This is a genomic window from Methanobacterium sp. SMA-27 (assembly GCF_000744455.1).
Taxonomy (GTDB): Archaea; Methanobacteriota; Methanobacteria; order Methanobacteriales; family Methanobacteriaceae; genus Methanobacterium_B.
Window position 1 is genome coordinate 1671109 of the sequence record NZ_JQLY01000001.1, and the last position, 25689, is coordinate 1696797.

General features: G+C 29.0%; 19 protein-coding genes. 7 read left to right on the plus strand and 12 right to left on the minus strand.

All coding sequences use genetic code 11. From position 1 onward, the window contains the following. Positions 1-7: 7 nt before the first annotated feature. The 3 genes from DL91_RS08330 to DL91_RS08340 all read right to left on the minus strand — a co-directional run bounded on the left by DL91_RS08330 (position 8) and on the right by DL91_RS08340 (position 2671). Positions 8-508: a TIGR00288 family NYN domain-containing protein gene (locus DL91_RS08330; protein ID WP_048191054.1), complete on the minus strand. Its 501-nt coding sequence runs from the start codon at positions 506-508 to the stop codon at positions 8-10. A 332-nt stretch (positions 509-840) separates the two neighbouring features. Then, positions 841-1182 (minus strand): hypothetical protein, encoded by a 342-nt coding sequence (locus tag DL91_RS08335; protein WP_048191055.1) that lies wholly within the window; start codon positions 1180-1182, stop codon positions 841-843. Between the two features lie 187 nt (positions 1183-1369). Next, positions 1370-2671 carry a sensor histidine kinase gene (locus DL91_RS08340; RefSeq protein ID WP_369792072.1) on the minus strand — a complete coding sequence of 434 codons (1302 nt, stop codon included), beginning with the start codon at positions 2669-2671 and terminating at the stop codon, positions 1370-1372. Between DL91_RS08340 and DL91_RS13650 the strand changes: the two genes are divergently transcribed. Next, positions 2595-2759: a hypothetical protein gene (locus DL91_RS13650; protein WP_156096056.1), complete on the plus strand. Its 165-nt coding sequence runs from the start codon at positions 2595-2597 to the stop codon at positions 2757-2759. The two genes, DL91_RS08340 and DL91_RS13650, sit on opposite strands and share 77 nt — an antisense overlap. Here the strand turns inward: DL91_RS13650 and DL91_RS14245 are convergent. From DL91_RS14245 to DL91_RS08365, 4 genes are all read right to left on the minus strand, one after another. Then, entirely contained in the window at positions 2756-3955 is a 1200-nt protein-coding gene (locus DL91_RS14245) for a PAS domain S-box protein (protein WP_156096057.1), read from the minus strand. The two genes, DL91_RS13650 and DL91_RS14245, sit on opposite strands and share 4 nt — an antisense overlap. Further along, positions 3955-4380 (minus strand): hypothetical protein, encoded by a 426-nt coding sequence (locus DL91_RS08355; RefSeq protein ID WP_048191057.1) that lies wholly within the window; start codon positions 4378-4380, stop codon positions 3955-3957. The genes DL91_RS14245 and DL91_RS08355 overlap by 1 nt, the downstream gene beginning before the upstream one ends. 111 nt (positions 4381-4491) lie before the next feature. Continuing rightward, positions 4492-6684: a PAS domain S-box protein gene (locus DL91_RS12955; protein WP_052374336.1), complete on the minus strand. Its 2193-nt coding sequence runs from the start codon at positions 6682-6684 to the stop codon at positions 4492-4494. A gap of 141 nt (positions 6685-6825) precedes the next feature. Beyond that, positions 6826-7377: a serine O-acetyltransferase gene (locus DL91_RS08365; RefSeq protein WP_052374337.1), complete on the minus strand. Its 552-nt coding sequence runs from the start codon at positions 7375-7377 to the stop codon at positions 6826-6828. A gap of 251 nt (positions 7378-7628) precedes the next feature. Here DL91_RS08365 and DL91_RS08370 point away from each other — a divergent pair, with 251 nt between their 5' ends. The 4 genes from DL91_RS08370 (at position 7629) to DL91_RS08380 (ending at position 11871) form a co-directional block, all read left to right on the plus strand. Further along, positions 7629-8816 carry a site-specific integrase gene (locus DL91_RS08370; protein ID WP_052374340.1) on the plus strand — a complete coding sequence of 396 codons (1188 nt, stop codon included), beginning with the start codon at positions 7629-7631 and terminating at the stop codon, positions 8814-8816. A 675-nt stretch (positions 8817-9491) separates the two neighbouring features. Next, on the plus strand, positions 9492-9632 hold the full coding sequence (locus DL91_RS13655) for a hypothetical protein (protein WP_156096058.1): 141 nt from the start codon (positions 9492-9494) through the stop codon (positions 9630-9632). Between the two features lie 208 nt (positions 9633-9840). Further along, complete coding sequence (locus tag DL91_RS08375) at positions 9841-10386, plus strand: hypothetical protein (protein ID WP_048191059.1); 546 nt, start codon at positions 9841-9843, stop codon at positions 10384-10386. A gap of 1152 nt (positions 10387-11538) precedes the next feature. Continuing rightward, positions 11539-11871: a hypothetical protein gene (locus tag DL91_RS08380; protein ID WP_052374343.1), complete on the plus strand. Its 333-nt coding sequence runs from the start codon at positions 11539-11541 to the stop codon at positions 11869-11871. 785 nt (positions 11872-12656) lie between these two features. On the opposite strand, the gene DL91_RS08385 is transcribed toward DL91_RS08380, so the two are convergent. Both DL91_RS08385 and DL91_RS08390 read right to left on the minus strand, forming a co-directional pair. Continuing rightward, positions 12657-14282, minus strand: a complete 1626-nt coding sequence (locus tag DL91_RS08385) for an NAD(P)-binding domain-containing protein (protein ID WP_048191060.1) — start codon at positions 14280-14282, stop codon at positions 12657-12659. Next, on the minus strand, positions 14248-15321 hold the full coding sequence (locus DL91_RS08390) for a hypothetical protein (RefSeq protein WP_048191061.1): 1074 nt from the start codon (positions 15319-15321) through the stop codon (positions 14248-14250). The genes DL91_RS08385 and DL91_RS08390 overlap by 35 nt, the downstream gene beginning before the upstream one ends. 923 nt (positions 15322-16244) lie before the next feature. On the opposite strand from DL91_RS08390, the gene DL91_RS08395 reads away from it, so the two are divergent. Then, a complete protein-coding gene (locus tag DL91_RS08395) occupies positions 16245-17951 on the plus strand; it encodes a helix-turn-helix domain-containing protein (protein WP_048191062.1) in 1707 nt (568 codons plus the stop codon). Between the two features lie 94 nt (positions 17952-18045). Here DL91_RS08395 and DL91_RS08400 read toward each other — a convergent pair whose 3' ends face one another. Beyond that, the gene (locus tag DL91_RS08400; protein ID WP_081882651.1) at positions 18046-19221 is read right to left on the minus strand and encodes a helix-turn-helix domain-containing protein; all 1176 of its coding nucleotides are present in this window, start codon (positions 19219-19221) and stop codon (positions 18046-18048) included. A 670-nt stretch (positions 19222-19891) separates the two neighbouring features. After that, positions 19892-20431: a hypothetical protein gene (locus tag DL91_RS08405; RefSeq protein ID WP_048191063.1), complete on the minus strand. Its 540-nt coding sequence runs from the start codon at positions 20429-20431 to the stop codon at positions 19892-19894. Between the two features lie 483 nt (positions 20432-20914). Between DL91_RS08405 and DL91_RS08410 the strand changes: the two genes are divergently transcribed. Next, positions 20915-21166 (plus strand): hypothetical protein, encoded by a 252-nt coding sequence (locus DL91_RS08410; protein WP_048191064.1) that lies wholly within the window; start codon positions 20915-20917, stop codon positions 21164-21166. Here the strand turns inward: DL91_RS08410 and DL91_RS08415 are convergent. After that, entirely contained in the window at positions 21163-24453 is a 3291-nt protein-coding gene (locus tag DL91_RS08415; protein WP_048191065.1) for a PAS domain S-box protein, read from the minus strand. The genes DL91_RS08410 and DL91_RS08415 overlap by 4 nt on opposite strands. Positions 24454-25689: the final 1236 nt, after the last annotated feature.

Below are 25689 nucleotides of genomic sequence, written 5' to 3' on the forward strand. Positions count from 1 at the left end.
TTAATCCTTATTCATTCTTTTTATTGATATTTTCAGACTTTAGAATGATTGCACTATCGGCAGAATTCTGTAGGGCTGCACTGAAACCTGGTTCTGCACCTATAACAATAGTTTCCTTTCCATTTTCTTTAGCTTTATTGATTATGGGTAAAAAATCAGCATCACGAGTCATGAGAGCAATAATATCAATATTAGGATTATAAATAAGTTCCATGGCTTCAACCGCCATGTAAACATCGGTGTCTCCAGCAACTACGATGGGTGTGAACCCTTGATTAACTATTGCTTCGATTAATTTATCTGAAGCATATTGATTTAAAAGGACTTTACCAACCCTCATATTTCCATATTCTGCTATTATGTCTCTAACTAAATCCAGATTAAGACTGAACTCCTTTCTTAACATATTAGGGCCATCAACTAAAAGACCAATATTCTTCCCTCCAGATTCACTCCTCTTGAGAGGAATATAATCCTTTAAGGAACTTAATTTTTCAAAACTGCGCATTATAACTATGCCTCCATGTACACTAATCGAGAAAATTTATGTATCGCTGTAAATCAGAAATGAAAGTCATTAACTGAGCTTGTATATGTTTATTAATTACTAAAACAATTTTCACTCCTGAAATTTCTGTACAATAGATTATTAATTTATATTAAATTCTAGTTTATTCAAACTTAATATATGAACCTCATGGATATATAACTTTTACAAATTAGGTTTAATATTAATCTTTTATCCAAAAAAACATGTGAATGGTTCTAAAAAAAATATTTTAAAAATTTTTACCCTTTAAAAAAAAGAATTAATAAATTGCTAAACCCCCAAAAGGGAGATTATTCAATTTCTAACGAAAATGAATCGTTAAATAGTTCTTTAACAACCTTTAAATCATTTGGTTTAAGTTTTGATACGGTAATATTATCCTCAATTTTTATATAGTATTCTGCATCAACTATTTCACCAGAATCATTCATATACAGGAAAAGACCATCTGCAAATTTCGATGGATCCCTGGAAGGGAGGAAAACTTCGAATCTGATGAGGACCTCAGAGCCATATATACTGTCGTGTAATTCAACCTTTTTTTCCTCACTTTTAAGAGCTTCTTTGAATATTTTCATTCGTGCTTTAAATTCTTTATCAATTGTTATCGTATCCTTCTTCTTTGCTGCCATAAATGCCACCATTTTATTTTATAAGAAAAAATTTTAACTCGCTGAATATAATGAGTTTAACAACTCTATATAAAAACTCGTTGTATTTAAGAACTGATTTTTGAAATATAAATATATTATTTTATAATTAATAAGTTGTTATGGAAAAAATGAAATATTAAATTCATATAATAATCTCAAATACCAGTTAAAATGATGCTTCCTCAAATTTAATAATGAATTCAGTGCCATGTTTTTTATTGAGTTCTATTTCACCGTCAATTTGTTGAGTTAAATTGTTTACTAGCTGAAGCCCCAAAGAATCAGTATTCCTAAAATCGATATCATCACGTATGCCCACTCCATTGTCTCCAACTATCAATATGTATTCACCATCCTCTGTCTTCAGACTAATATTTATCTCTCCTTCTCTTCCATCGGGAAATGCATACTTCATGGAGTTTGATACTAACTCATTTACTATGAGCCCTAAAGGAATTGATGTATTGATATCAAGCTTTATATTTTGAAGGTCCAAATTCAGTTTTAAATGGGATGGATCATTAATATACGTATTGAAAAGATCTTTTATTAGAGTACCCATGTAATCTCCAAAGTTTATGCTTTTAAGATCATCTGATCTGTAGAGAAGTTCGTGGATAAGTGCCATGGACTTTGCACGGTTTTGACTTTCACGGAACATATCAAAATCTTCTTTATTTTTAATATAATTTGATTGAAGATTTAAAAGACTTGAAATAACCATTAAATTATTTTTAACCCTATGATGGATCTCCTTTAATAACATCTCTTTTTCATTTAATGATTTTTTTAACTCTTCTTCCATCTCCTTTCGTTTAGTTATGTCGGTTAACATTCCCAATGATCCAATAAATTTATTGTTTTTATAGAGAGGTTTTGCTGAAATTATAGTCCATACACTGGATCCATTTTTATGAATGAATTTGAAATCATATTTTTCGCCAAAACCCTTTTTACGTCTTTCAAGTTTTTTCTTTGCATAATTTTTATTTTCATCATCCATAAATTCAAAAAATGAATGTCCCATCATTTCATTCCTTGTATAACCTAATATTTTTAGCATAGCATCGTTTACATAGTTTGTTTTGGCTTTTTCATCAATAATCCAAACCCCTTCCTCCGCTGTTTCAATAAAAGACCGGAACTTTGCTTCACTTTCTCGTAATGCTATTTCGACCTTTTCTTTTTCGAAACGAGCCCTCATGGCTTTAAGCCCAAATGATAAATCATTAGATAATTCCTCTAATAACTTCACTTCTCCAGGATCAAAAGCATCTATCTCATCTGCATAAATACCCATGGCACCGTAAACTTCTCCATCCATTTTCAGTGGTAAAACTATGAGCGATGAAAAACCATGTCTTTTGGCTTCTTCTCTCCACGGTGAAAACGTGCCATTTGTATTGATATCACGACACACTATAGTATTTCCTGTTTTTATAGCATTTCCACCAGGTCCACTACCAATCTCGTCATTTGCCCAAGATATACGTGTTTTTTTGAGATATTCTTCATCAAATCCTGCTGATGCAACTGGTTTAATAGTTTTCTTTTAATCATCCTCACCAAATCCAATCCATGCGAATTTATAGCCACCATTTTCAACTATTACACTGCAAATTTTATTCATCAGCTCATATTCTGTTGTTGCACGTGTCATCACCTCATCACTGTAACGTATCACTCTAAGTGCACGATTAGCACGTAACAATTCATTTTCAATTTTTTTACGTTTTGTTATATCCCTTGCAGCAGCAAAAACACCAACCACATCACCTGATTCATCCCTATAAATGGAAGCATTATACAAAACAGGTGTAATGTCCCCATCAAGATGCTGAATTTCAAGAGGATAATCTTTTACATATCCTTTACGAAAAACCTCTTCATAACCTTCCTTAGCCTTATCAGGCTCTGTAAAATAATCTGAAAAATCTGATCCAATAATTTCATTCCGAGAACAACCAGTAACCTTCTCAGTAGCTCTATTAACATCGGTAACCTTCCCATCAAGACCAATTGTTACCAATGGATCAATATTTGCCTCAATTAAACTACGATTATACTGATTGGCCTGTTTTAATGCTTTTTCTGCTATTTTAAGTTCAGTTATATCACGAATCGCTGCAAAAACACCTATTATCTCACCTTTTTCATCATAGTATAATGAAACATTTATTAAAACATGAACGATATGCCCTTCTTTGTGCATTATTTTAAGGGGATAGTTTTCAACAAAACCATTTTTGAATACTTTTTTAAATCCATCTAATGCATAACCTGGGTCTGTGAAGTAATTTGAAAAATTAGTTCCTATAACTTGTTTCAGATCATGCCCAGTTACAGTTTCAACTGCTTTATTAGCATCAGTTATTTTGCCATTGGGATTAACCGTTATAAATGGATCTATACTTGCATCAATTAAAACTCGATTATATGAATTTATGGTGATAAATGCTTTTTCATCATCTTTACGCTTTGTAATATCTTGACTGTTTACAACAATACGTTTAACTATACCATTATCTGACAGGGGTAGTAATGTATGATGAAAACAAGTTCCATCCCTAATATCTTCGAATTCAATTATTTTATTCAACTTTATTGTTCTTTCAACGTATTTACCTCTCAATTCAGCTGTTTCCGGAGGAATAATATCTTTATAGTTAGAACCAACCAGATCATTTTTAGTTCTTCCTAATCTTTTGGTTGAAGCTTCATTAATATCTAATATCTTGCCTGAAGTATCAATTACAAATAATGAATCATGAAAGCATTTAAAACTTCTTTAGAGAATTTTCCGTCATTTCTAAATTCTTTTAAAATGTTTTGTTTGTAAATTGCAATTTCTACTGAAGACTTATATTCATTAAAACTAAATGGAACGTATAAAATAGTGTAATCTTCCATAAACAAATTCTTATCTATTTTTCGGTTTTCAAAATCCTTTTTGAGATAAACTAAAGGAAATTTCAATTCCGACTCGATTATGTTATCAAATTCCGTTTTAAAATTAATATCCATCAATACTACATCAAACTCATATGCTATTTTAAGGACTTTTTCAGTGGATTTGACAACTGATGGGCTATTATAGCCCCAGGACTCTATTGTTTCACATATTTTTTTAGCTTCTGTTGAATCTCCTGTTACCAATAAAACATTCAACGATTTCATTTTTCACCTGAAAAATTTTATATATGCTTATTTGTATATTCTGATCTAAATTTAAATGAATTTATGGGTAAATGTCAGAGAAAAATTGAAATAAAAAAAACTGATTTTTTTTTAGATTCTATCTTTGTATACTAATTCTTGGAATCTTATTTTAAATTCTGTTCCATTAGTATTATCAAGCTCTATTTCCCCATCAATTTGATCTGTCAAGCTATTTACCAGTTGTAAACCTAATGATTCTGTATTTTTAAAGTCAATATTTTCAGGGAAACCAATACCGTTATCACTAATGTTTAACTCGTAATAATCGTCTTTAATTTTAAGAGATACTTTTAATTCTCCTTGACGTCCATCAGGAAATGCATATTTCAAGCAGTTTGACACTAATTCGGTTATAATTAGTCCACAAGGTACAGAAGTTTCTATATTCAGTTTAATATCATCAATGTCAAGGACAGGTTTGATGGTTCCCTTTTTAATTGAGTACGAATAAAATAGATCCCAAACCAAACTTTCAATATAATCCACAAAATATATTTTGTTGAAGGATCGGGAATTGTATAACTTCTCATGGATCATGGCCATGGATTTAACACGATTTTGACTTTCTTTAAGCACATTTACTGATTCTGCATCATCAACATACCTTGTTTGAATGTTTAATAGGCTTGATATTATCTGCATATTATTTTTAACTCTATGGTGAATTTCCTGTAGTAGCACTTCTTTTTCCCTGATAGAGTTTGTTAGCTTATTTTCAAATTGTTTACTTTCAGTTATATCGATTGCAATAATCAGTATGAAAGAAGTTTTACCATTTTTTTCTATTGTAGTGACTTGAACATTGATCCATCTCACTTTTCCATCTTTATCAATTAATCTAACCTCAAATGGTTTAATAGAGTGTCCATCTAACATATCAGGAAGTTTTACAATATTATTCAGGTCTTCTTCTAAGACAATATCTAGATCTGATATTTGTTTTCCAATAAACTCGTCCTTTGATAAACCTATTACGTTAAGTGATGCTTGATTAACATCCACAATTTTCCCATTTGTGTCTAAAAGGAGTGTATAATCCGGATTTGATTCAAATAATGTTCTGTATTTCTCTTCACTTTCAATTAATGATTCTTCTATAGTTCTACGTTCGCTAATATCCCTACTAACACCTAATACTTCGTTAATCTGTCCTTCTTTGTTTATTATAAGAGTGGTTACAACTTCTGTTGGAACTATCTTTCCCACTTTATCAATCTGATCAATGAAATGAGTCATTACTTGAAAATTATCATTTCCATATAAAAAACCTTTAATTCTAATAGACATGTTATTAGATATGAATTTATAAGCTTCTTGAGTTATAACATCCTTTATGGGCCTATTTAAAATTTCTTCTGATGTATATCCGAGTAATTGATAAACTGATGGACTGACATAGGTAAATTTACCTGTTACTATATTCATTATCCATATGACATCGCCTGTATTTTCTGAAATCAATTTATAACGAGATTGACTTTTTTTAAGAGCATTTTCAGCTTGTATTTGGTCAGTAACATCTTTAACAAATCCTTCAAGATAGATTATACTGGAATTACCATCCCTTACTGCTCTGAAAGACAGTTCAGCAGTCATTATACTTCCATCTTTTTTATAGTATCTATTATTGTAGGAATGCCAATTTTTATCTGTTAATACTTCATCAACAAATTCACGATGATTTTGTTGATCAACATAGAGTTTTTTCATTATGTTGGTCTTGTTTACGTCTTTGATTAATTCTTCAGGAGAATCATATCCCCACATATTTGAAAGTGCCTTGTTAACTCTACATATTTTTCCATCGGGTGTTGAATGGAAAATTCCAATAGGTGCGTTTTCAAATAAATTTTTGAAATGTTCCTGTTCCTCTTTCAATTTTATTTCCATTTCATGTTTGTAAATTACAATTTCAATTGAATTTTTTAAATCATTAGAATTAAATGGTTTTATTAAATATGCATATGGTTCGGTTAATTTAGCCCTTTCAACAGTTTCTGTTTCAGAATAAGTAGTTAAATATATTATTGGTATTTTATATTGATTTTTAATTACCTCAGCAGTTTCAATACCATCCATTCCACCGCTTAATATTATATCCATTAAAATAACATCAGGTCTAAATTCTGTTAATTTTTGTAGAGCTTCCTCTCCTGATGAAGCTGTTTCAGGAACACTGTATCCCATAGATTCAAGAATTCTCTTGATGTCCATAGCTTCTACAACATCATCTTCAACCACTAAAATTATGACTTTAGACATACGATCCTTAATTGGATTATATAACATATAGTTTTTACAACAAAATGCAGAAATTTTATTAAGAAAAGTTTGAGAAGTGAATATATTTTTGAAGATAAATAACCTGATATACTCGTACCCTATTCAAATCAAGACTAAAAATTAAGTTTTTTTGGTTTTTTCAGTTATTTTTGCAGGGTTACCAATTACAATTGAATTAGAGGGTATATCTTTTAACACCATAGTTTTAGCACCAATAGTGACATTATTTCCAATGGTTATTCCACCTAATATTGTTGATCCCGCTCCAATGTATGCATTATTTCCTATTTTTGGATATTCTTTGTGAAATGGAAGTTTTGCACCTATTGTAACTCCCTGATATACTGTACAATTTTTTCCCAATTTAATATTTCCAATTACAACGCATTGTGGATGGGGAAAATATAATCCCGTTCCAATTTCTGCCCTTGGCGAAATTTCAATGGATGTAAGTAATCTGTAAAAAAAGTATGCAATATATATTCTTAATTTTGAGTTTGGACATTGAGAATGGCATATTCTATGTAATATAACAGCTCTAAATCCTGTATCAATAAAAAATAACGATATAAATAGACCATAATTTCGTAAATGATTTTTTTTATATTTATTAGCCCTCTTGTAAGCTAATTGTCGACGAAAATCTTCTTTTATTAAATTTCGAGAGCCCATAACATTCACTTTTAAAAATAATTTAAGATTTATTCAATAAAATACCATTGACTTTAGGGAATATAAATTATAGGTTTTTTATTGATATTTTCTTTTATTTAATCTCTAATATTGATATGTCAGAATCAATCTATCAGATTTATAATTATATATTTATCATATTTTTACTTCGCTAAACAGCCATATGTTCACCATCAGGTCGCCATTTTTTAGTTCTTGGGGTATATAAAGCAGGGATGGGAAGTCGTAATATGGAAAAAGAACAGGAATACTTAAAAAGGTGGTATACACTTAGAAATTTATCAAAAGGAACTCAGAGAACTTATGAATCTATTATATACAAATATAAGAAGTTTACGGGGAAATCTTTTGAGGAACTAATCGATGAAGGCGAAAAAGAAGAAGTAGATAGGATTAGGCTAAGAAAACGTAAGTTAATGGATTATATTTTGGGATTTAAAAGTGAATTAGAAGATAATGGTACTGCTCCGGGAACAATAAGAAATAACATCGCTGCTGTTATATCCTTTTACAAAGCTTTTGATATTCAAACTCCAGATATAAAATTGCCTGCTGGTGATATTGGTTTAGAAAAAAATCAGGGAAAATTATTAACTCGAGAAGAGATTAAATCTATGATTGATGTCGCTAATATTAGGGATAAAGCTTTAATTTATTTTTTAGCCCTTACAGGTATGAGTCAAGCAGAAGCTAGACACTTTACTGTTAAAAAGTTTTTAGATTCTGCATCAGAAGCTATTGGAAAAGATATCTCTGATTTAGACAGATTATTTGAATATGAAGACAAGATCATTGAAGAAATATTAATGTTAGATATTGTCAGAAGAAAAGTTAATTACAAATATCAAACATTTCTTCCACCAGAAGCCATCAAACCATTAATAACTTACATAAAATCTAGACAATTCAATAGGAACGATAAACTACACATAAAAGATATTAATGAACCTTTATTCGTAACAAAAGACGGGTTTCCAATGAGTAGAACTGGTGTTGGGAACGAAATAAAACGTGTAGGTATACTTGCAGGGTTTAATAGAACTGAAGGTGCTTATTGTTTCTGGAGACCCCATGCAATGAGAAAATATTTCATAAGTACAATCATTAATGAAATAGGAGACCACATCTTAGCAGATTACCTTGCAGGCCATAAAATAGACAGCATTAAAAGAGCATATTGGAAAGCAGGTCCAGATGTCCTGAAGAGGAAATACTTGGAAGTTTTGCCATTTCTTAGTATTGATAAAATAAATGTTGAAAATAGTAAAGAATATTCAGAGTTAAAAGACCAAAATATCTATTTAAAAAATGACCTTAAAAATATTAAAGCTAAACTGGCAAATTTAAACGATTTAAATCAAGTAATTAAGATACCAGCAGTTCAAAATGCCATAAAACAAGAATTAAGTAATATGTAAGTTCTTATTTTCTTTTTTTTATTAATTTTTTTATTTAAAAATTTTCATAACTTATGTAGCTTTTATGTAAGATTTACATCATTATACATACTTTTTATGGGATAATAGTTCATCACTGGCTTTTATGGGTTTATATGATAGTAGGAACAACTCTATATTACCGGGGATGTTATCATATGCATTGAATGTACGGATTTACATCCTTCAAGTAAAAAATACATAGTGAATTAATCAATAGGTGATAGTTTGGTAGAAAAAGAAGATAAAATTGAAAATTGGATAAAAACGCTTGATGAATTAGTAGAATTGATAAATGAACCTGAAATGTAGTTTAAGAATAAATATGAATCTATGAAATTGGAATTTCAGATTCAAATCTCTAACCTGTTGTACACAAATTAGGAGTTTGTGTTTAAGTGTTAAATTGATGTTTTCCATATTTGAGCCATTATATATATGAAACCCAAAAAAACAATGCGAATCCCTCAGGGGATGCACTGATTAAATGAAGTTATAACATGTTTAAGACAATATTAGGATATAATAAGCCAATTGGATAAGACAATATTAGGATATAATAAGCCAATTGGATAAGACAATATTTGAAATAGGGGATTTTGAAATCCAATCATAGATAAAATGATAAATAAATTTAGAAATTAGAGAGGAAATAAAATGAAATTAAAACTAGAAAATTCAGTTGATATAATGGAAGAAAGTGAAAAACAGATAAAAAATTGGATCAATGTCTTGAATGCTTTGATTGAATGGAGAGATAACTCTAAAATAAATTTAAAAAACGAAGAGGAGATATAATGAAATTATAAGACGAAACTTGGATAGAGATGATGAATAGATTAGGTGAAAAGACAGAATATATTGAATATAATTGGACTGAAATTCCTGAAATATGGGATAGGAATGAAATAAATAGATTAAAAGATAATATATCTAAAATTTAAGAACTTTAATGAATTAATCGAATTCATAATATTAATTTTTAAAAAAGTGGGGGAAATTATTTATGAATGTAGAAGTTAAAATTAAGAGAACAACAGTCGATATACCTGTCGAGTATATCAATCAACTGAAAAGACGGAACATACCCATTAACGAGGCATCTAGATATGGAATAGAATTGACACTATCTAAAGAAAGAAGAATTAATAATATTGAAACTGAAATAAGAAAACACAAGATAAAAATAGATGACCTAAAAAAAGAAATAGAATTTATAAAGTTAAGCCCGGACATTGTAATATCTGAAAAAGAGATAAAAAAAGATAAAAAGGTCACTATGAAAATGCTCAGAGCCAGGAATAATACATGGAATAATTTAAGAAAAGATCTTGAAATTGAAGACAAGATCGCCTTATTCAAAAAGCATGCCGATATGTTTGATGTTGATGAAAAGGAAGTATTTAACCTAGTTGTGGAATTTCATGAGTCAATTAATTATGAGGATAATTATGAGGATAATTATGAGGATAATTATATGTACAATTTAAATGATGAAAAAACAATTGAAGAGGTACTTGAAGCATATAAATTACAGAACAGTTTAGAGTGAATAAATACCAATATAATAATTAGATAATAAATAATATATTATTTATTATCATTTATTTATTATTAGAAAATTGGGGATGATCTTTTTATTTATTATATGAATATAGAATGAAAAATCAGTTCAATAAACCTATATTTTAAATCATTTTATCATAACATTCATAAATATTTGCTTAACAATTAAATATATCTATTATATATTTAAATTAATGATCTATAGTCTATTATAGTTTATAAGGGTTAAATAGCTCTATTACAAATTCCCTAAAGATAAATAATATATATTTATATCCGTCTTTGAGTGTGCTTTTGTATGAACAAAATATTATTTTATGATCAAGTCCAAAATTCACAAGTAAATCTGTATTTCAAATAAAAATATACAATATATTACTTATTATTTTATTATATTGATTTACCTCAAACATTTAAGGATCTAGTTAAATCTAAGTATTTAAGTCATAGAAGTTCGTAATATCACGATATAAAGAAGTTTAATTGTATTTTTATATTAAATTATAGATTTAATAATGTTTTTTTATAGATCCGCCGTATATAATGCATTAAATATATTATTTAATACATGTGAACTTAAAAACTTGAAATAATCCCAAATAATTGTTTTTTCCTGAGCTGAGTACCCTCATATAATTTTTTAAATAAATTAATTATGTAATACTATATATAAATTAAATATTATTAATTTGTTAACCTTATAATATTGTGTTCAATTTATTTTATGAGAATTCGAGATTTGGAAACATAAAAATTCATGATAATATCCCGATAAAAGACCAAAATAATAGTCTAAAAAATGTATTAAGCTGTTAATGCTAAGATTTAGGATTTATAAGACTTAACTAATGAATTTATATATATTGTATATATTGTTGTTCTCTTTATGTAATATTTATGTAATATAATCCTTTAATTGAAAAATAATCAACACTCTGCCTTAAGGGTATATATATCAAATCAATCTAACCGTTATATGGAAATAGGAGTTATTAAAAGATTGGATGAATCATTAATTATGATAGTAACTTCCAAGAAAATTAATAATTCAAATGAGAGAACTGAAAAATTGAAAATTGTTAGCTCTTAAAATCCCAAATTAGGAAAATTAAATAATTTTAAATAAGGAGAAGATATTATGAAAAATGAAAATTTAAATATTGAAAGTTTAGAGATGAAAGAAAGTTATCTAGATGCTTATGAGAGAGAAATAGGAGAATTAAAATGGAAATATGATGAACTATCTAAATCTTACAAGGAACTCATTAGTAAACATGCCAAAGCTAACAAGAGACTCCGGTTCGAGGATGAAAGAATCAAAACACTTGAGGTTAATAAAGATAAGCTAACGAATAAACTTGAAGAGCTTAATGGAATACACAAGACTCTCGTAAAGAAATATAGACTTGAAATAAAAAAAAACAAAATTCTTAGAGATAAGCTAAATCTTCTGAAACTAATATTATCTTAGACCCGTTTAAATTCGCCTAAGGCAGTGCAAGGATGAAAACAGAGATTAAACCAAAATCACATTTAATCCTAATATAACAAAAAAAGAAGAGAATATGGGATTCTGTGAATAACAGGACAAGTACAAAACAAAAAATCAAAAACAATACCAAAATATCAAAAGATTGAATAAATTAAATCCATAAATTTTGATTATTGGAAAACTTGTATACTAAAAAAAAGAATATTTGATGAAATTGTTGGAATACAATTCATTATAGTAAAAATATGAATAATAATAAATAAATAATATATTTTTTATTATTTATTAAAAGATAATGTTCTATTATATTCTTTTTTTAAATTGATTATTTAGATATAATCTCAATATTATGAGTGTTTAATTATTTTATACTTAATTTATATAATCTGATAAAATAGTAGTTTATCTTGTCGTAATATTCAAATTTAACGAATTAGAGTAGTATGTATAAGAACAATAGAAGCTTAAATCCCATTTACAGTTAATTTCTGTTAGGAACTTATCTTACTCGTTAAATATTTTGAACTTAAAAATGTGAAATAATCGTAGAAAATTCATTCACTACAATCCACGAGTCCCCGTATAATAATTTTTCAAAAAAAACTTATATAATACGCATATTCATTAATACAATACAGTATAATAGATCTACTCTATCCACATTCTTAATGTTCCCATTAAACTTTATAAGCACTTTAGCTATGATTATGGAATTACTCACTAATGATTATCAATAGAAATTTAATTACAGATTTCTATTCAAATCATTGATGATTTAAAAATTTCCGTGCGATATCGTGCTTTTCTGCAATTTGATTCACTGCTTCAGAGTTTATAGTTGGTTTTGAATAATTTCTTAATGCCAACTCGGCTGCCGATAACAATATAAGCCCCATAATTAAATCACTAGCTTCTTCAGGCATACTCTCAAATCCCCAGAAGTTTATTGGGTAACCATTAGCTAAAACATTAATTTTGTTTCCTTTCAAATCTATGAAAGATTTACCAATTACATCAATACCATTCATTAAAGGTTCTTGTTCTTTTGATCGTCTACTTAACTCTTCAATGTCAATTTCATACAGTTCTGATGATGCACTAACTAAATAAGTATTATGAGATAAATTAGGAATTACATTTGAATCTATTGATTCATTTCCTGAAGCTCCTATCACAAAGTTTTTATTTAGGACTGCATCTCTGGGAGAATTAGATAAGGTAAATCCGTTTTGATGTGCCCATAAACGGTTATTATCTGATGGTTCGTATATAGTAACATTTGATCCATTACTTCGAAGTCTATTGGCTAATTCTTTCCCAATTGCACCACATCCAAATAACGCAATATCTTTTCCTCGTAAAGATATTTGAGGAAGTAATTTTTTTACGTTATTTACTACAGCTTCTGATATATATTTGGGCTCAAATTCATTTTTTAAATCGCTAGTAGCAACCGAAATAACTGGAAATTTTAATTTTACTTTTTCATCATTTCTAATACCTCTGGTAGTTTGTTCTACTGCCCCAATTACATTATTAATTAATTTAGGGAATTCATTGTGAATTAATGGGACAATAAAACCACCATCTTCAATAATCAAAATTTCCCCAATATGCTCTGGTGGACTTTCAGCAAGTTGTTTAAGATAATACTTTATATTAGAACGAGGTTTCACAATAGCACCTTTTTTCTCCAACCAATTCCCAATAGCTTCTCTTTGAGGATATGGATACTCTTTGTAAAAGAAATAACTATTTTTTAAATCCAATCCTAAACTCTCACAAGCACTTACAAAAGGGATAAGATCTTTTAGAAAATGTAAAACAAAAAATACACGTTTACCCCCAAATGGTTTTGATTTTTCCCATTCAGGTTCTCTTGAAAAATAATACATTAGAGGCGTATTTTCAAAAGGATTTTGAATAAATTCCGGAGGTAATTTTTGATTAAATTTCATCGAAGGACGTTCAGTTTCAGATTCATTTTTAGATTTAGATTTGTCTTCTTCGTTCATTATAATTTTTCCAGGATTTAGTCTATATGCTTCAATTTCTTTTGGAGAACTTTTTATTAGGTCTTTGTCGCAATAAGAACATTCAATTATTTCTTCATTATCTATAGCCTTTTCATAATCGTTAAAATCATTTAGTGTTTCACAATATGGGCATTTTATATACTTTTGTTTGTAAAGTAATTGATATTCATCTTCACATAACAGTTCAAAAATACCAGATACTTGACTTTCTCTTTCATTAATTTTTTTAGCGATTATTTTTGAGTTTAAATTGGCTGAGGGACTTATTGTATGTAGTTTAGTATCTATTTGTTCAATGACTTTTCTCAAGTCAGGATGTTTATATGCTAAGTTCTCGCACTCTTGATAATACATATTCTAAGTCCTCCGCTTTATTTGGTGTTTTAAAGTTAATTCTACTTTCGTCACCTAATAAGACAGTATGAACTTCATTTTCTAAGACATTGCCAATGATTGGGTTTTCATCATATGCAAGCCAATAAAAATTTCCCATATATCCTATCCCCTCATCTCGAATAGTGCTCATTGCATTATCGAATATGACTTCTCCTATCACTGATTCTTTACTTGTAGCACTTCTACCAGAAAATCTTCTTCCTTCTTCGCTTATATAATCAAAATTATGAGATCTGGCTTCAGGAGTTCCATTCTCTTCTAATATATGTAATTTTTCTATAACTTGACTTAAATCAACTTTTTCAAAAATATTTAAATCAAAAAAGATTTCAACAAGTTCTTTAAATTCTCTTTCTACCTGATCATATTCATAACCACTTGGTAATTGTAAAACTTGTAGTTTGGCATTATTAGACACTAAATCCCAACTAAAAATAATCATTCCACGACTATCTAGATTTAAATGTGCTCTTAAATCAACTGATTTACCATCGTGAGTTTTCTTTTCGTCTAGCTCTTCCGTTCGTTGTGAATATTCTATATATTTTAAAGCATATAGTTCAAGTTTTTCATTGGGGATATATTTTATAGATTTGAGGGATAATGTTTCTGGAGGAACAATAGGTAACGATGCGTCTAGAAATTTATCTAGTTCATTATTTGTTATGAATTCGTTAAAATAATGTACATTTTTCCATTCGGAAACTACACGTTCTGGGCCTTTGTAGAGAAAAATATGTTGTTTTCCATTAGGTTCGGATTTATTAACAAAACTAATTAGATCATAATAATTTATTGTACCAATTTCTAGGTTTTCTAGTATACGTTTGCGAATTTCATCTTTTTTTCCAGATGTAGGGAGTTCATGCGTTTTAAGAAATATTTTTATAAAATCTTTTCTTAGATCCATAAAATATTGGATAATTTTTTCGCATTCTTCTTCAGTATACTCTAACCCAGTTAAAAGCTCTTCTAATTTTTTTTCATCTAAAACCATATTAATCCACTTCATCTTAGAAAGATAATCAGATCTTAAATTTTTATATGAAGTGTTTTACATTATAAGCTTTACTATACACTCAAAAATGATACTCTGTGAGAAATGAATTATTATATTCGATTTTAGGGGTTTTTTTATAGCACATTTTCTGTTATTAACATAATTGAAAAATATTTTTAACAATAATGAGACACTATCATTATTAATCTTGGGGTATTATACAAAGGACTGGAAGTTCGTTGATACAATAGAAGAGCTTAGAAAGTTTTAGACAATGCACTTGTTATATTTCAAACAAATTAGTAACCTGCAAAAAACACTTAAAATATCTTTATAGAAAATTAAATTTACTTCGATATATGATGCAATGTTCACCATATTCAACAATTACATCATAACAAAGCACCCGCAAGAACGGACAAAATAATAGATTCCATATACTGGTGAATCTTAAATTTAATACTAATCCTGAGTTATATAATATATATAATACATTTGTGTAATAAGAGGTTCAGTTTGTTCCGTGAATATGTTTATTTTGCCTAGTACGCGATAATCATGATTATAAGTTTTTTTTCTAAGTTTAATCCTATTTAGGAGATATAGATATTTTATTATGCGTAAAGATCATATTAATTACTGAAACTGATAAAATGTAGCTATCTGTGTATTTTCACACATTCACTACTTCATGATTTGGTGTTAGTGAAATAAAAATCTTCATTTGTTCTCTAAGATAACTATGGATATTAGATAAAATCGTCCGTATTATGTTCAAAAATAATATCGTTGTTATTCAAAGCATTTAAATGTATTTATAAGGAATACAAGCTATTAGATACCTTAAATTTTATAAATGATTAATTTAATAATAAATTTGTAGTAATAAAATAGATGTTTATGGATATGGGGATTTGGAAATGCCAAGTAAAAAAATTTCTAAACAAAATGTTGATGATATCTGCAAAAAATACCAAGAAGGCACTCCAACAGGTGAATTAGCTAGTAAATATAAAGTATCAACTTCAACAATCAGATATCATTTAAATAAGAAAGGTATTGTAACTCCACAGAAATACAAGTTTTCTTTAGAAGAAGAAAAACAGATTTGCAACGAATATATATATGGAAAAGGATCTCCTTACATAGCAAAAAGATACAAAACTAATGATATAACAATATTAAAGATATTAAAAAGGAATAATATCAATCTAAGAGACGGGATGAGGAAGATTTCTCTTTCAGATGAGCGAATCATTTGCAATGACCATATTAAAGGGAAAAAAATAAACGATTTAGCTGGAAATTTTAATGTCACTCAACAAACAATTCGTAGAATATTAAAAAAAAATAATGTTAAATTAAACCCGCAAACAAAGTTTAATCGGAAGGAAGAAGATCAAATCTGCAAAGAATACGAAGAAGGTATTAGTGCTAAATTTCTTGGAAAGAAGTATAATGTACACCAACAGACAATTGGGAAAATACTAAATAGAAATGGGATAATTTTAACTAAAAGAATCATTACTCCAGAAATAGAAAGACACATCTGCAAAGAATACCAAAAAGGCACTCCAACAGGTGAATTAGCTAGTAATTGTGAGGTATCAAGAAAAACTATCCTCAAATATCTAAAAAAAAATAATATAAAATTAAACCCTAAATCAAAAAAGGTATATCCACACCTTTCAGTTGAAGAAGAAGAAAATATATGTAATGATTATTTAGATGGTCTAAGCAGTGTTAAAATTGCAAATATGTATAGAAGAAATCCCAATACTATTATTAAAGTACTTAGACGAAATAATATCGAAATTAAATCAAGTGGAAGAGTTCAAAAAGTAAATACTGATAATCAAACAACCATATGTAAAAAATATAAATTAGGAGCAACTACGTATGATTTGGCTGACGAATTTGATGTTTCACCAGTGACCATTCATACAATTTTAAAAATACATAAAATAGAAATCAGGAAACGTGGGGAACATTCAATTATTTTTTCTAAATTAGATATAAAACAAATATGTAATGCCTATGATGAAGGATCAACCTCACTTGAACTAGGGGAAAAATATAATTGTAGCCCATCAAGTATAATCAACGTATTACAGGAAAACAGTATTAAAATCCGTGACTCAACCATTTTCAATGTTAAAGAAGAAAAAAGTATCTGTACTGAATATAAAAGAGGATTAAATATTAAAGAAGTTGCAAAAAAATATAATTGCCATGTTTTAACAATTTATGGTATCCTAAATAAATATGAGGTTGAAAGGAGAGCCAATAAAGGCGAAAATCATTCCAATTGGAAGGGAGGAATCTCATTTGCACCTTATTGTCCTAAATTTAACGAAGAATTTAGAGAAAGAGTCAGAAACTTTTGGAATCGTCAGTGCGGAATTTGTGAATTCCCCGAGAAAGATGGTCTAAGAAGATTAAGTGTCCATCATGTAAACTATGAAAAAATGGTCTGCTGTGATAATACTCCTCCATTATTTATCCCATTGTGCCCATCATGTCATTCAAAAACTAATAATCACCGTATTACGTGGGAAAACTATCTAACGAGCTACATTATGACATGGTTTGACGGTAATAGTTACCTACCATCACAGGATGATTAACTTAAATTAGGAATTAGAAATTATTTTGATCTTTAACTTTAGAACTCCTACTTTTGGAACAATATTTCCATTCTTCATAAATTTACCGGAATTATTATATTGGTTCCCATTCTCCATTATCATTATAGTTAGGAGATGATGGATATCCACAAGCATTCCAAAGAGAATCGAAAATTGGCTTCAGTAATTTTACGATTTCATCATCATAATCTTCTATTATAGTTTCTGGTAATAATAAGACATCTCTATCAATAAGATGATGAATTCTTCTTCTTTCATCCCTGTACTCATTATCGTTAGTAGCCATTGTGTACCCTTTAACACCAACTAAAGATATAAAAATAAATACAGGAGTTTCTACATTTAAATCATTTAAAATTACTAAATAATTTATTATAGCATTAATTAATTCTTTTTCATAAATACCCTTTGGCATAACTTTACCATCATGCGGAGAATAAGTTAATTCTACGTCAACCGACTCGATTATTCCATTTCTGAATAATTGAACATAGTTTGAGGGATAGGTTTGATTGTAACCTATTTTTCCATCTAAATTATACCTTATATCACTTGCACTATTATTAATTAATTTTAACTTATCCCGATTTACACTATTTATATCATAATTCTGACTTGGATTAAAAGCTTTAATAGGAATGATGTGAACAATTGTTTTTCCTTGATCATTTAAAGGAATTGGGGCATCATTAGTATAAACTTTTGACAATCTATCCTCTCTGAATGTTTTAATATTATCTATGAGTGTTTCAGATAAACTAAAAGCATTACGAAGCTCTTCAATGTCAAATTGATATTTACCATTTGAATTTCTAGAATAGAAACTATAATCTTTCATTAATACCCTATGAGGACTTCTCCAGCTGTTTGGAACTCTAATTATAAGTGCTGATTTTGAATTTAAGAGTTGAACTTCATGAAGATCTACATGAACTCTAGGTTCTGTTCCATCTCTTAATAATCCTTCGATTTTGCCTTTTAAAATGTCTAAGATATCCTTTTCTATTCCTTCAATTGCAGTTGGAATTCCTTCATCTTCAATAATGCCAACAATAATGTCTCCACCACTTGCATTTGCAAAAGAAGATACATCTGCTAGAAACTCCTTCCGATCCTCTCTACTTCCAAGATTCAATTCTTCTTTATATTCAATAGTTTTATTTTCCAACACTTCATTTTCTTTTAAAGACTCCAAATCTACTTCAGTTATTTGATCCAACTTTTTTCCTATCGTAAGACCAACCCCCATAGTAGTATCTATATTATATGTTTAAACAAATCGGATATATAAAAATTAAAATTATATATTTTGATAACGAGAATTATCATATTTTTTTTAGATATTTATTGATTATTAAATTATTCAAACTAACTTATCATTAGTATTACAAAATATGTAGTATAGTTTTTTAAAGATCACTATCTTGCCTAAAAAGTCTTCTTTAACGAATTGAAACCAAATATTTATTTATTTTTAGTTTGAACATTACAAATAAAACTTCGTTAAACAATTCTATAACGAAGTACAATTTATTCATGAAGATAGATGGAATTTATTAAGATAAAATTTCTCAATAGTAATCAAATTAAAAGTTTTAAAAAATCTGTATTTTAGATAATTATATAGTAAAAAAGGATTCTCAAGGGATTAGCTGTCAATGATAGATTAAATTCAATTAACAGGACGAAAATACTACATGTTATTATAATCGTTTAATTTACTGATAGTCACCTTTAAAATACTGAATGGTTCAAAATTTAACTAATTAATAGTATAATTAGATATGTATCAAGGATACCTTTTAGGCCCATCTATAAATGTTTGAATTTCTGTATATTCTAAATTGAGATTAGTTAATGTTTGTCTTCTGGTATAACTAACTATAATATAAAAAAAGGATGGAAAAATTATTTTTCGTTTATTTTTTTTCTGAATATGCTCTATCTGCAAAATATGCTCCTATTACTACTAGAACAATTGCCCAAAAATTGTTATATAGTCCTGCTAAAATACTTGCTTGAGTACTTACATTTCCAGTGGATACAGTACCATTAACTAGGGTACCTACGGTATTATTAACTAATGTGACTGTGGTGCCATTAACTAAGTTAACTACGGTACCACCAGATATATTAACTAAATATCCACTTGAAGATGCAGTAATAGTTTGATTTAGTGGAATTATATCATTTCCATAGGCTAAAGTAAAAAAATATACGGAAATTACTGAGATAGTTATTGCCTTTCTAAACTCTCCCTCACGTAAATCATTCTTTTCTGTGAAAAAAAATGTTCCGGTGAGTACAGATAAAAAAGTTCCTAATCCTACAATCCCTAGACTCTTTAAAGGATCTGGTTGAATAATAGCATAAACAATACTACCAACTATTCCAAAAATTATAGTTATACTTCCTAAAATATACTTATATTTTTTATACCACTCCTTGCTTGGTAACAAAATAATACCCCATATCTAGTAAGTAATAACTAACATATAATATTTACTATTACACGCAGGGATATCATGGAGTCTGGTAACAAAAAACATTTAAGTTGAGTAGTATTGTGTAATTATTATGTATAATTACTACAATTACTCTTTTAGAAAGGTATTTATATTAGAATTTAATATAAAGTAATATAGTGACCCTATGGTCGCGAAACATCGCTATAACGAACTTCATTTTTCAGGTAAGAATAATTAACTTAATTTCAAACTCTAAAAATTCTGATTGAAATCAATTAAAAGTTAAAATAGTGAGATTTTAAATGATTAAGTGTTTAGAAAGGATTCTGGTGTGGAGTACCTCTCAAAACTAGATTAAATTTCTATCAATAGTACGATAATTCCATATGTTAAACAATACCATTTAATTTACTGATAGCTACCATTCAAATAGTGAATCTCCAAGATTTTAACACAATAACAATCTGATTAGATATGCATCAAGGATACCTTCTCTTTGTTTGCATTAACCACAGCGAAAGTCCAATTAAAATTATAGCCACCGCTACATTAGTTTTTATTGTGGAAAAACCTGTTCCTGGACTTTTAAGGATTGAAATATCAAAAACCCAACCCAAAAAAACTATAACACCAGCTAACAGTATTAAAATACTAGATAATTCAGAAAAAAATCTCAACCTTTCAATCAAATCAGATTCATCTACCATTACATCTACCAATCCTTAAATCCTTTCTTTATATTTCACTTCCTTAAATTTGATTTTAAATTCTGTCCCTTTATCTGTATTTAGTTTTAAAGTGCCGTCTAATTGGTTTATAAGATTTTTTACTAGTTGCAGGCCAAGTGTTTCTGTGTTTTCGATATCGGTATCTTCTGGTATTCCTATCCCATCATCGGCGATAGTGAGTTCCATTTGTTCTTTTGATGATTTGAGTTTTAAGGTTATGGTTCCTTTACATTTAGGGAATGCGTATTTGACGCTGTTAGTTACTAATTCGTTAATGATTAGTCCTAATGGTATAGCAGTGTCGATACTAATGTTAATATCTTCAATATTCAATACTGATTCAATGGTGCCTGTTGAAATTCCATAAGAATAAAATATGTCGGAGACAAGTTTCCTAATATACTCTTTGAAATTGATATCGGTGAAATTAGGTGATTGGTAGAGTTTCTCGTGGATCATGGCCAGGCTCTTCACCCGTCCCTGGCTCTCTTTCAATACGTTAATGGTTTCTTCTCCTTCCACATGCTGGGTCTGCAAATTCAACAAACTGGAGATGATCTGCATGTTGTTTTTGACCCTGTGATGGATCTCCCGGAGGAGAACTTCTTTTTCTTTGATTGTTGTTTTTAATTGGTTTTCGGCAACTTTTCTGTCGGTAAAATCACTGATAATTGCCATAATAGAGGAGATGCTCCTATCTTTGATTATGGGAGTTAAAGTTATGACCCCCCAACGAATTTTTCCATTTTTATCTCTGAATTGGGATTCAAATGTTTTTATTTGTTCTCCTTTTAATATTTGGGTTATATTTTCAACATAGACTGGTATATCTTCGGGAATTGCCAACTCCAATTCAATAAAGTGCTTTCCAATTAATTCTTCCCGTGATAGGCCGGTTATATCGCTTGTTGCTTTATTAACATCCTGGATAATTCCATCGGTTCCAATCAGTAGAGTATAATCTGGGTCTGTTTCAAAAAGGGTTCGGTATTTTTCTTCACTTTCACGTAGGGTATCTTCCATTTCTTTACGTTGTTGAATAGGGTGGGTTGTTACTACGATACCTCCAATATTAGGAACATGGATCATATTCTGAGAGATTGACTCTACATGGAGGTATTTCCCATCCGCTTTTCGAATTCTGAACTCCGTAGGAATTCCAGGATTCCGGTTTTCATAAACTTCTGCTAAATCATTCTTCACCCTCTCCAAATCATCAGGATGGATAAATTCGAGAGGACTCTTACCTATAAGTGAACCATCAGGATAGCCAAGTATTTTTGTGCAAGATGGAGAATCAAAAATTATATATCCATTTTTATCAAGGATGCGAATCATATCAGTAGAGCTGTTAATTAATGTCCTAAATCTTTTCTCACCCTCAAGCAGATTTTTCTCTGCTCTTTTGAGTTGAGTGATGTCCATAAACATGCCCGAAAGTATATTATCTTTCAAACTAGCACTTACAAGTACATTAACAGTTTGGCCATTCTTTCCCCGTGTTTCCAATTCATAATCGGTTACATGGCCATTTTTTTTCAGTTTATTGATAAATTGGAGTCGATCTTCACTGTTTTTATACAATTTTATGATATTATTCTCTTTAGGCTCATCAATATTATCATAGTGGAAGATCTTGGCCATAGCATCGTTGACAAATAAGATATCACCCTGTAAATTAGTCTTATAAATTCCAACAAGGGAATTATCAACCAACTCTCGATAACTTTTTTCATTCTCTTTCAAAGCTTTTTCAGCCGTTTTGCGTTCGGTAATGTTGTTGTAAATGGCCACTATTTTTCCATTGGGGAGTTTATATACCCAGTTTTCTCTCCAGCTTCCTGGATCTTTTAGATCTTTGTAAATGTTTTCAGGAAAATATTCTGGGTTTCCAGTCTTCCAGACTTTTTGAAATACTTCGAAAATTCCAAAATCTTTAACTCCAGGAAATGCTTCAGTCAACTTTTTACCGATAACATCTTCCTTCCGTACATGCTCCATATTCTCTGCAGCAGTGTTGAAATCTTTAAAAATAAAGTCTTTTCCATTGTTAACAGCTTCATAAACTGCAACACCACTATTCAAATGGTTAAACAAATCGCGGTATTCAGTTTCACTATCCTGCAAAGCTTCTTCAGCTTCTTTGCGTTCTGTGATGTTTGTTATGAATGAAAAATAATGGTCAACATTACCTTTTGAGTCCAGATGTGGGTTTACCACCAGTTCCACTGGAACAATTGAACCATCTTTTTTTATGTATTCTTTTTCATATTGGACAGATTTTTTGGAGTGTTGAAGTTCATCTAAGCATTTTCGTTCAGTTAATCTCCATTTTTCAGGAGTTAATTCCACATTCCAATTAATGGTTTTTAATTCTTCTTCTGAGTATCCGGTTAGTTTTTCAAATGCTTTATTCACAAAACCTAATTTACCATCAGGATAACCAATTCCTATACTTACAGACGCATCACGAATTATTTCTGACCGTAATTGTTCTTTATTATGACTTTTCTTTAATTCATTTTCAGCATGTTTTCGATCGGTAATATCTCTTACTATAGCTTGGAGCAAGTATTGGCCTTTAATTTTTAGTCTGTTTAAAGATATTTCAGCGTAAAAAGGTGTGGCATCAAACTTAAGATGTTTCCATTCGAAATGCTGCGGATATCCATCGAGAGCTTTGTTAATATATTCTACTGCCCTATTTTCAGATATTTCCCCGTTTGGCTGTATTTCAGGTGAAAATATGGAATAATGGGTTTTTCCTATTAATTGCTCCCTATTAATACCATAAATCTCTAAGGCCCTCTCATTGCATTCTATGAATTTATCTCCTTTCATTAAGAGTATACCATCTGCAGCTTGATTAAAAAGAGTACGATACTTAGTTTCACTATCTTTTAAATCGTTTTTCAATTTACTTTTGTAAATTGCGAGTTCTATGGCATATTTAAGTTCTGTTCGATCGTATGGTTTTATGATATATCCGTATGGTTCTGTGAGTTTGGCTCTTTCAATTGTGGACTCTTCAGAATGAGCAGTTAAATAAATAACAGGAATATTTAGGTCTTTAATCTTAGAAACAGTTTCAATACCATCAATATCGCCTTTAAGAATTATGTCCATCAGAATAAGATCAGGCATAATAGCTAATGCTTTCTCTACAGCTTCATCACCACTGGATGCGACATAGGGAACTTCATAACCAAAAGATTCCAATGTTAGCTTAATATCCATGGCTTCTATGTTCTCATCTTCTATTAATAGAATTTTAGCGTCTGTCATTATGAATAACCTATTATGTTGTATGTACAAACTCCTATTTGTTATTATGGTGCTAGATAAATAGTGAAAATTAACTTATTACATTTAAATTTGTAATTGGAAGTATTTTATTACTAACAAGAACCATTTTTGTAGTGGAATCATTTACATGCCTGTAGAATGAACTTTTTGACATTTTTAAAATAAAATAAGTATGCAAGTGTTGTTAAAATGATTTTCCGGTAATTTTACAGATTTTTTGGTAATTTAATCTATGATTACTCCAGATATTATAAAAACTATTGACTTTGATATTTTATTTTGCCTGCATACTAACCTTAAATGAATTACGGCCTTTTTTCTATAATACGAATCAAGAAAAGATTTATCGATGTTGGAATCTTAATGATACTGAATCAGGTTGACTTTTTAGGTCATCTGATTAAAATGAAAAAAATTTGGTGTCATGATAGATTTAATTTGCTTGTATTGGACAATAATTAAATAAACCTATTATCATCTTTTAATTTATAATGCCTAACTTTCAAATAGTTTAAGCTCCAACATTAAAAACCATTTACTGTTTGATTAGGTATATGATATCGTTTAAATCAATTTTTAGTCTTTTATGTTTCTGACATATCAAAATCGTGGAATAATTTAGTCCTTGTGGTTAATTAACGCTAAATATTAAGTAGTATATCAGTTAGAATTATGTATAATTAATGTAAATGCAATATTAGAAAATTATTTATACTCGAATCAAATATAAGGTAATATGGTAACCCCATGGTGGCAAAACAGCCATATAACGAAGTTTCAATTATCCATATATAAAAAACTTAATTCTTCAAAAATATTTCATATCATTAAAGTTTGATTATGGAATAAAGTAAAGTTATTGACTAAATTTTCGGCTGAAATCACAATAATTAAGAAATCATGATTTTATTGGATGATATTGTTATTGAAAAAGGTTGTGGAGTGGAGTATAAGCCAAAGCTAGATTAAATTTCATCAACAAAGACGATAATTCCATATGTTAATCTATATCTTTTAATTTACTGATACCTATCTTTTAAAATAGTGAATTTCCATAGTCTAGCACATTAACAGTCTGATTAGGTATGCATCAAGGATTCATTTTAGGTCCATATATAGTTGTTTAAATTTTCTGTATATCATAAATTGAGATTTGATAATGTTTGATAGATAAGAAATTTAATGTTTAATTAGTAGTAAACCCATTGGTGGCGT

Coding starts and splice junctions, on each gene's coding strand:
- DL91_RS08330 (WP_048191054.1), bottom strand. CDS start 508: ATGCGCAGTTTTGAAAAATTAAGTTCCTTAAAGGATTATATTCCTCTC.
- DL91_RS08335 (WP_048191055.1), bottom strand. CDS start 1,182: ATGGCAGCAAAGAAGAAGGATACGATAACAATTGATAAAGAATTTAAA.
- DL91_RS08355 (WP_048191057.1), bottom strand. CDS start 4,380: ATGAAATCGTTGAATGTTTTATTGGTAACAGGAGATTCAACAGAAGCT.
- DL91_RS12955 (WP_052374336.1), bottom strand. CDS start 6,684: ATGTCTAAAGTCATAATTTTAGTGGTTGAAGATGATGTTGTAGAAGCT.
- DL91_RS08365 (WP_052374337.1), bottom strand. CDS start 7,377: ATGGGCTCTCGAAATTTAATAAAAGAAGATTTTCGTCGACAATTAGCT.
- DL91_RS08370 (WP_052374340.1), top strand. CDS start 7,629: ATGGAAAAAGAACAGGAATACTTAAAAAGGTGGTATACACTTAGAAAT.
- DL91_RS13655 (WP_156096058.1), top strand. CDS start 9,492: ATGAAATTAAAACTAGAAAATTCAGTTGATATAATGGAAGAAAGTGAA.
- DL91_RS08375 (WP_048191059.1), top strand. CDS start 9,841: ATGAATGTAGAAGTTAAAATTAAGAGAACAACAGTCGATATACCTGTC.
- DL91_RS08380 (WP_052374343.1), top strand. CDS start 11,539: ATGAAAAATGAAAATTTAAATATTGAAAGTTTAGAGATGAAAGAAAGT.
- DL91_RS08385 (WP_048191060.1), bottom strand. CDS start 14,282: ATGTATTATCAAGAGTGCGAGAACTTAGCATATAAACATCCTGACTTG.
- DL91_RS08390 (WP_048191061.1), bottom strand. CDS start 15,321: ATGGTTTTAGATGAAAAAAAATTAGAAGAGCTTTTAACTGGGTTAGAG.
- DL91_RS08395 (WP_048191062.1), top strand. CDS start 16,245: ATGCCAAGTAAAAAAATTTCTAAACAAAATGTTGATGATATCTGCAAA.
- DL91_RS08400 (WP_081882651.1), bottom strand. CDS start 19,221: ATGGGGGTTGGTCTTACGATAGGAAAAAAGTTGGATCAAATAACTGAA.
- DL91_RS08410 (WP_048191064.1), top strand. CDS start 20,915: ATGCATCAAGGATACCTTCTCTTTGTTTGCATTAACCACAGCGAAAGT.
- DL91_RS08415 (WP_048191065.1), bottom strand. CDS start 24,453: ATGACAGACGCTAAAATTCTATTAATAGAAGATGAGAACATAGAAGCC.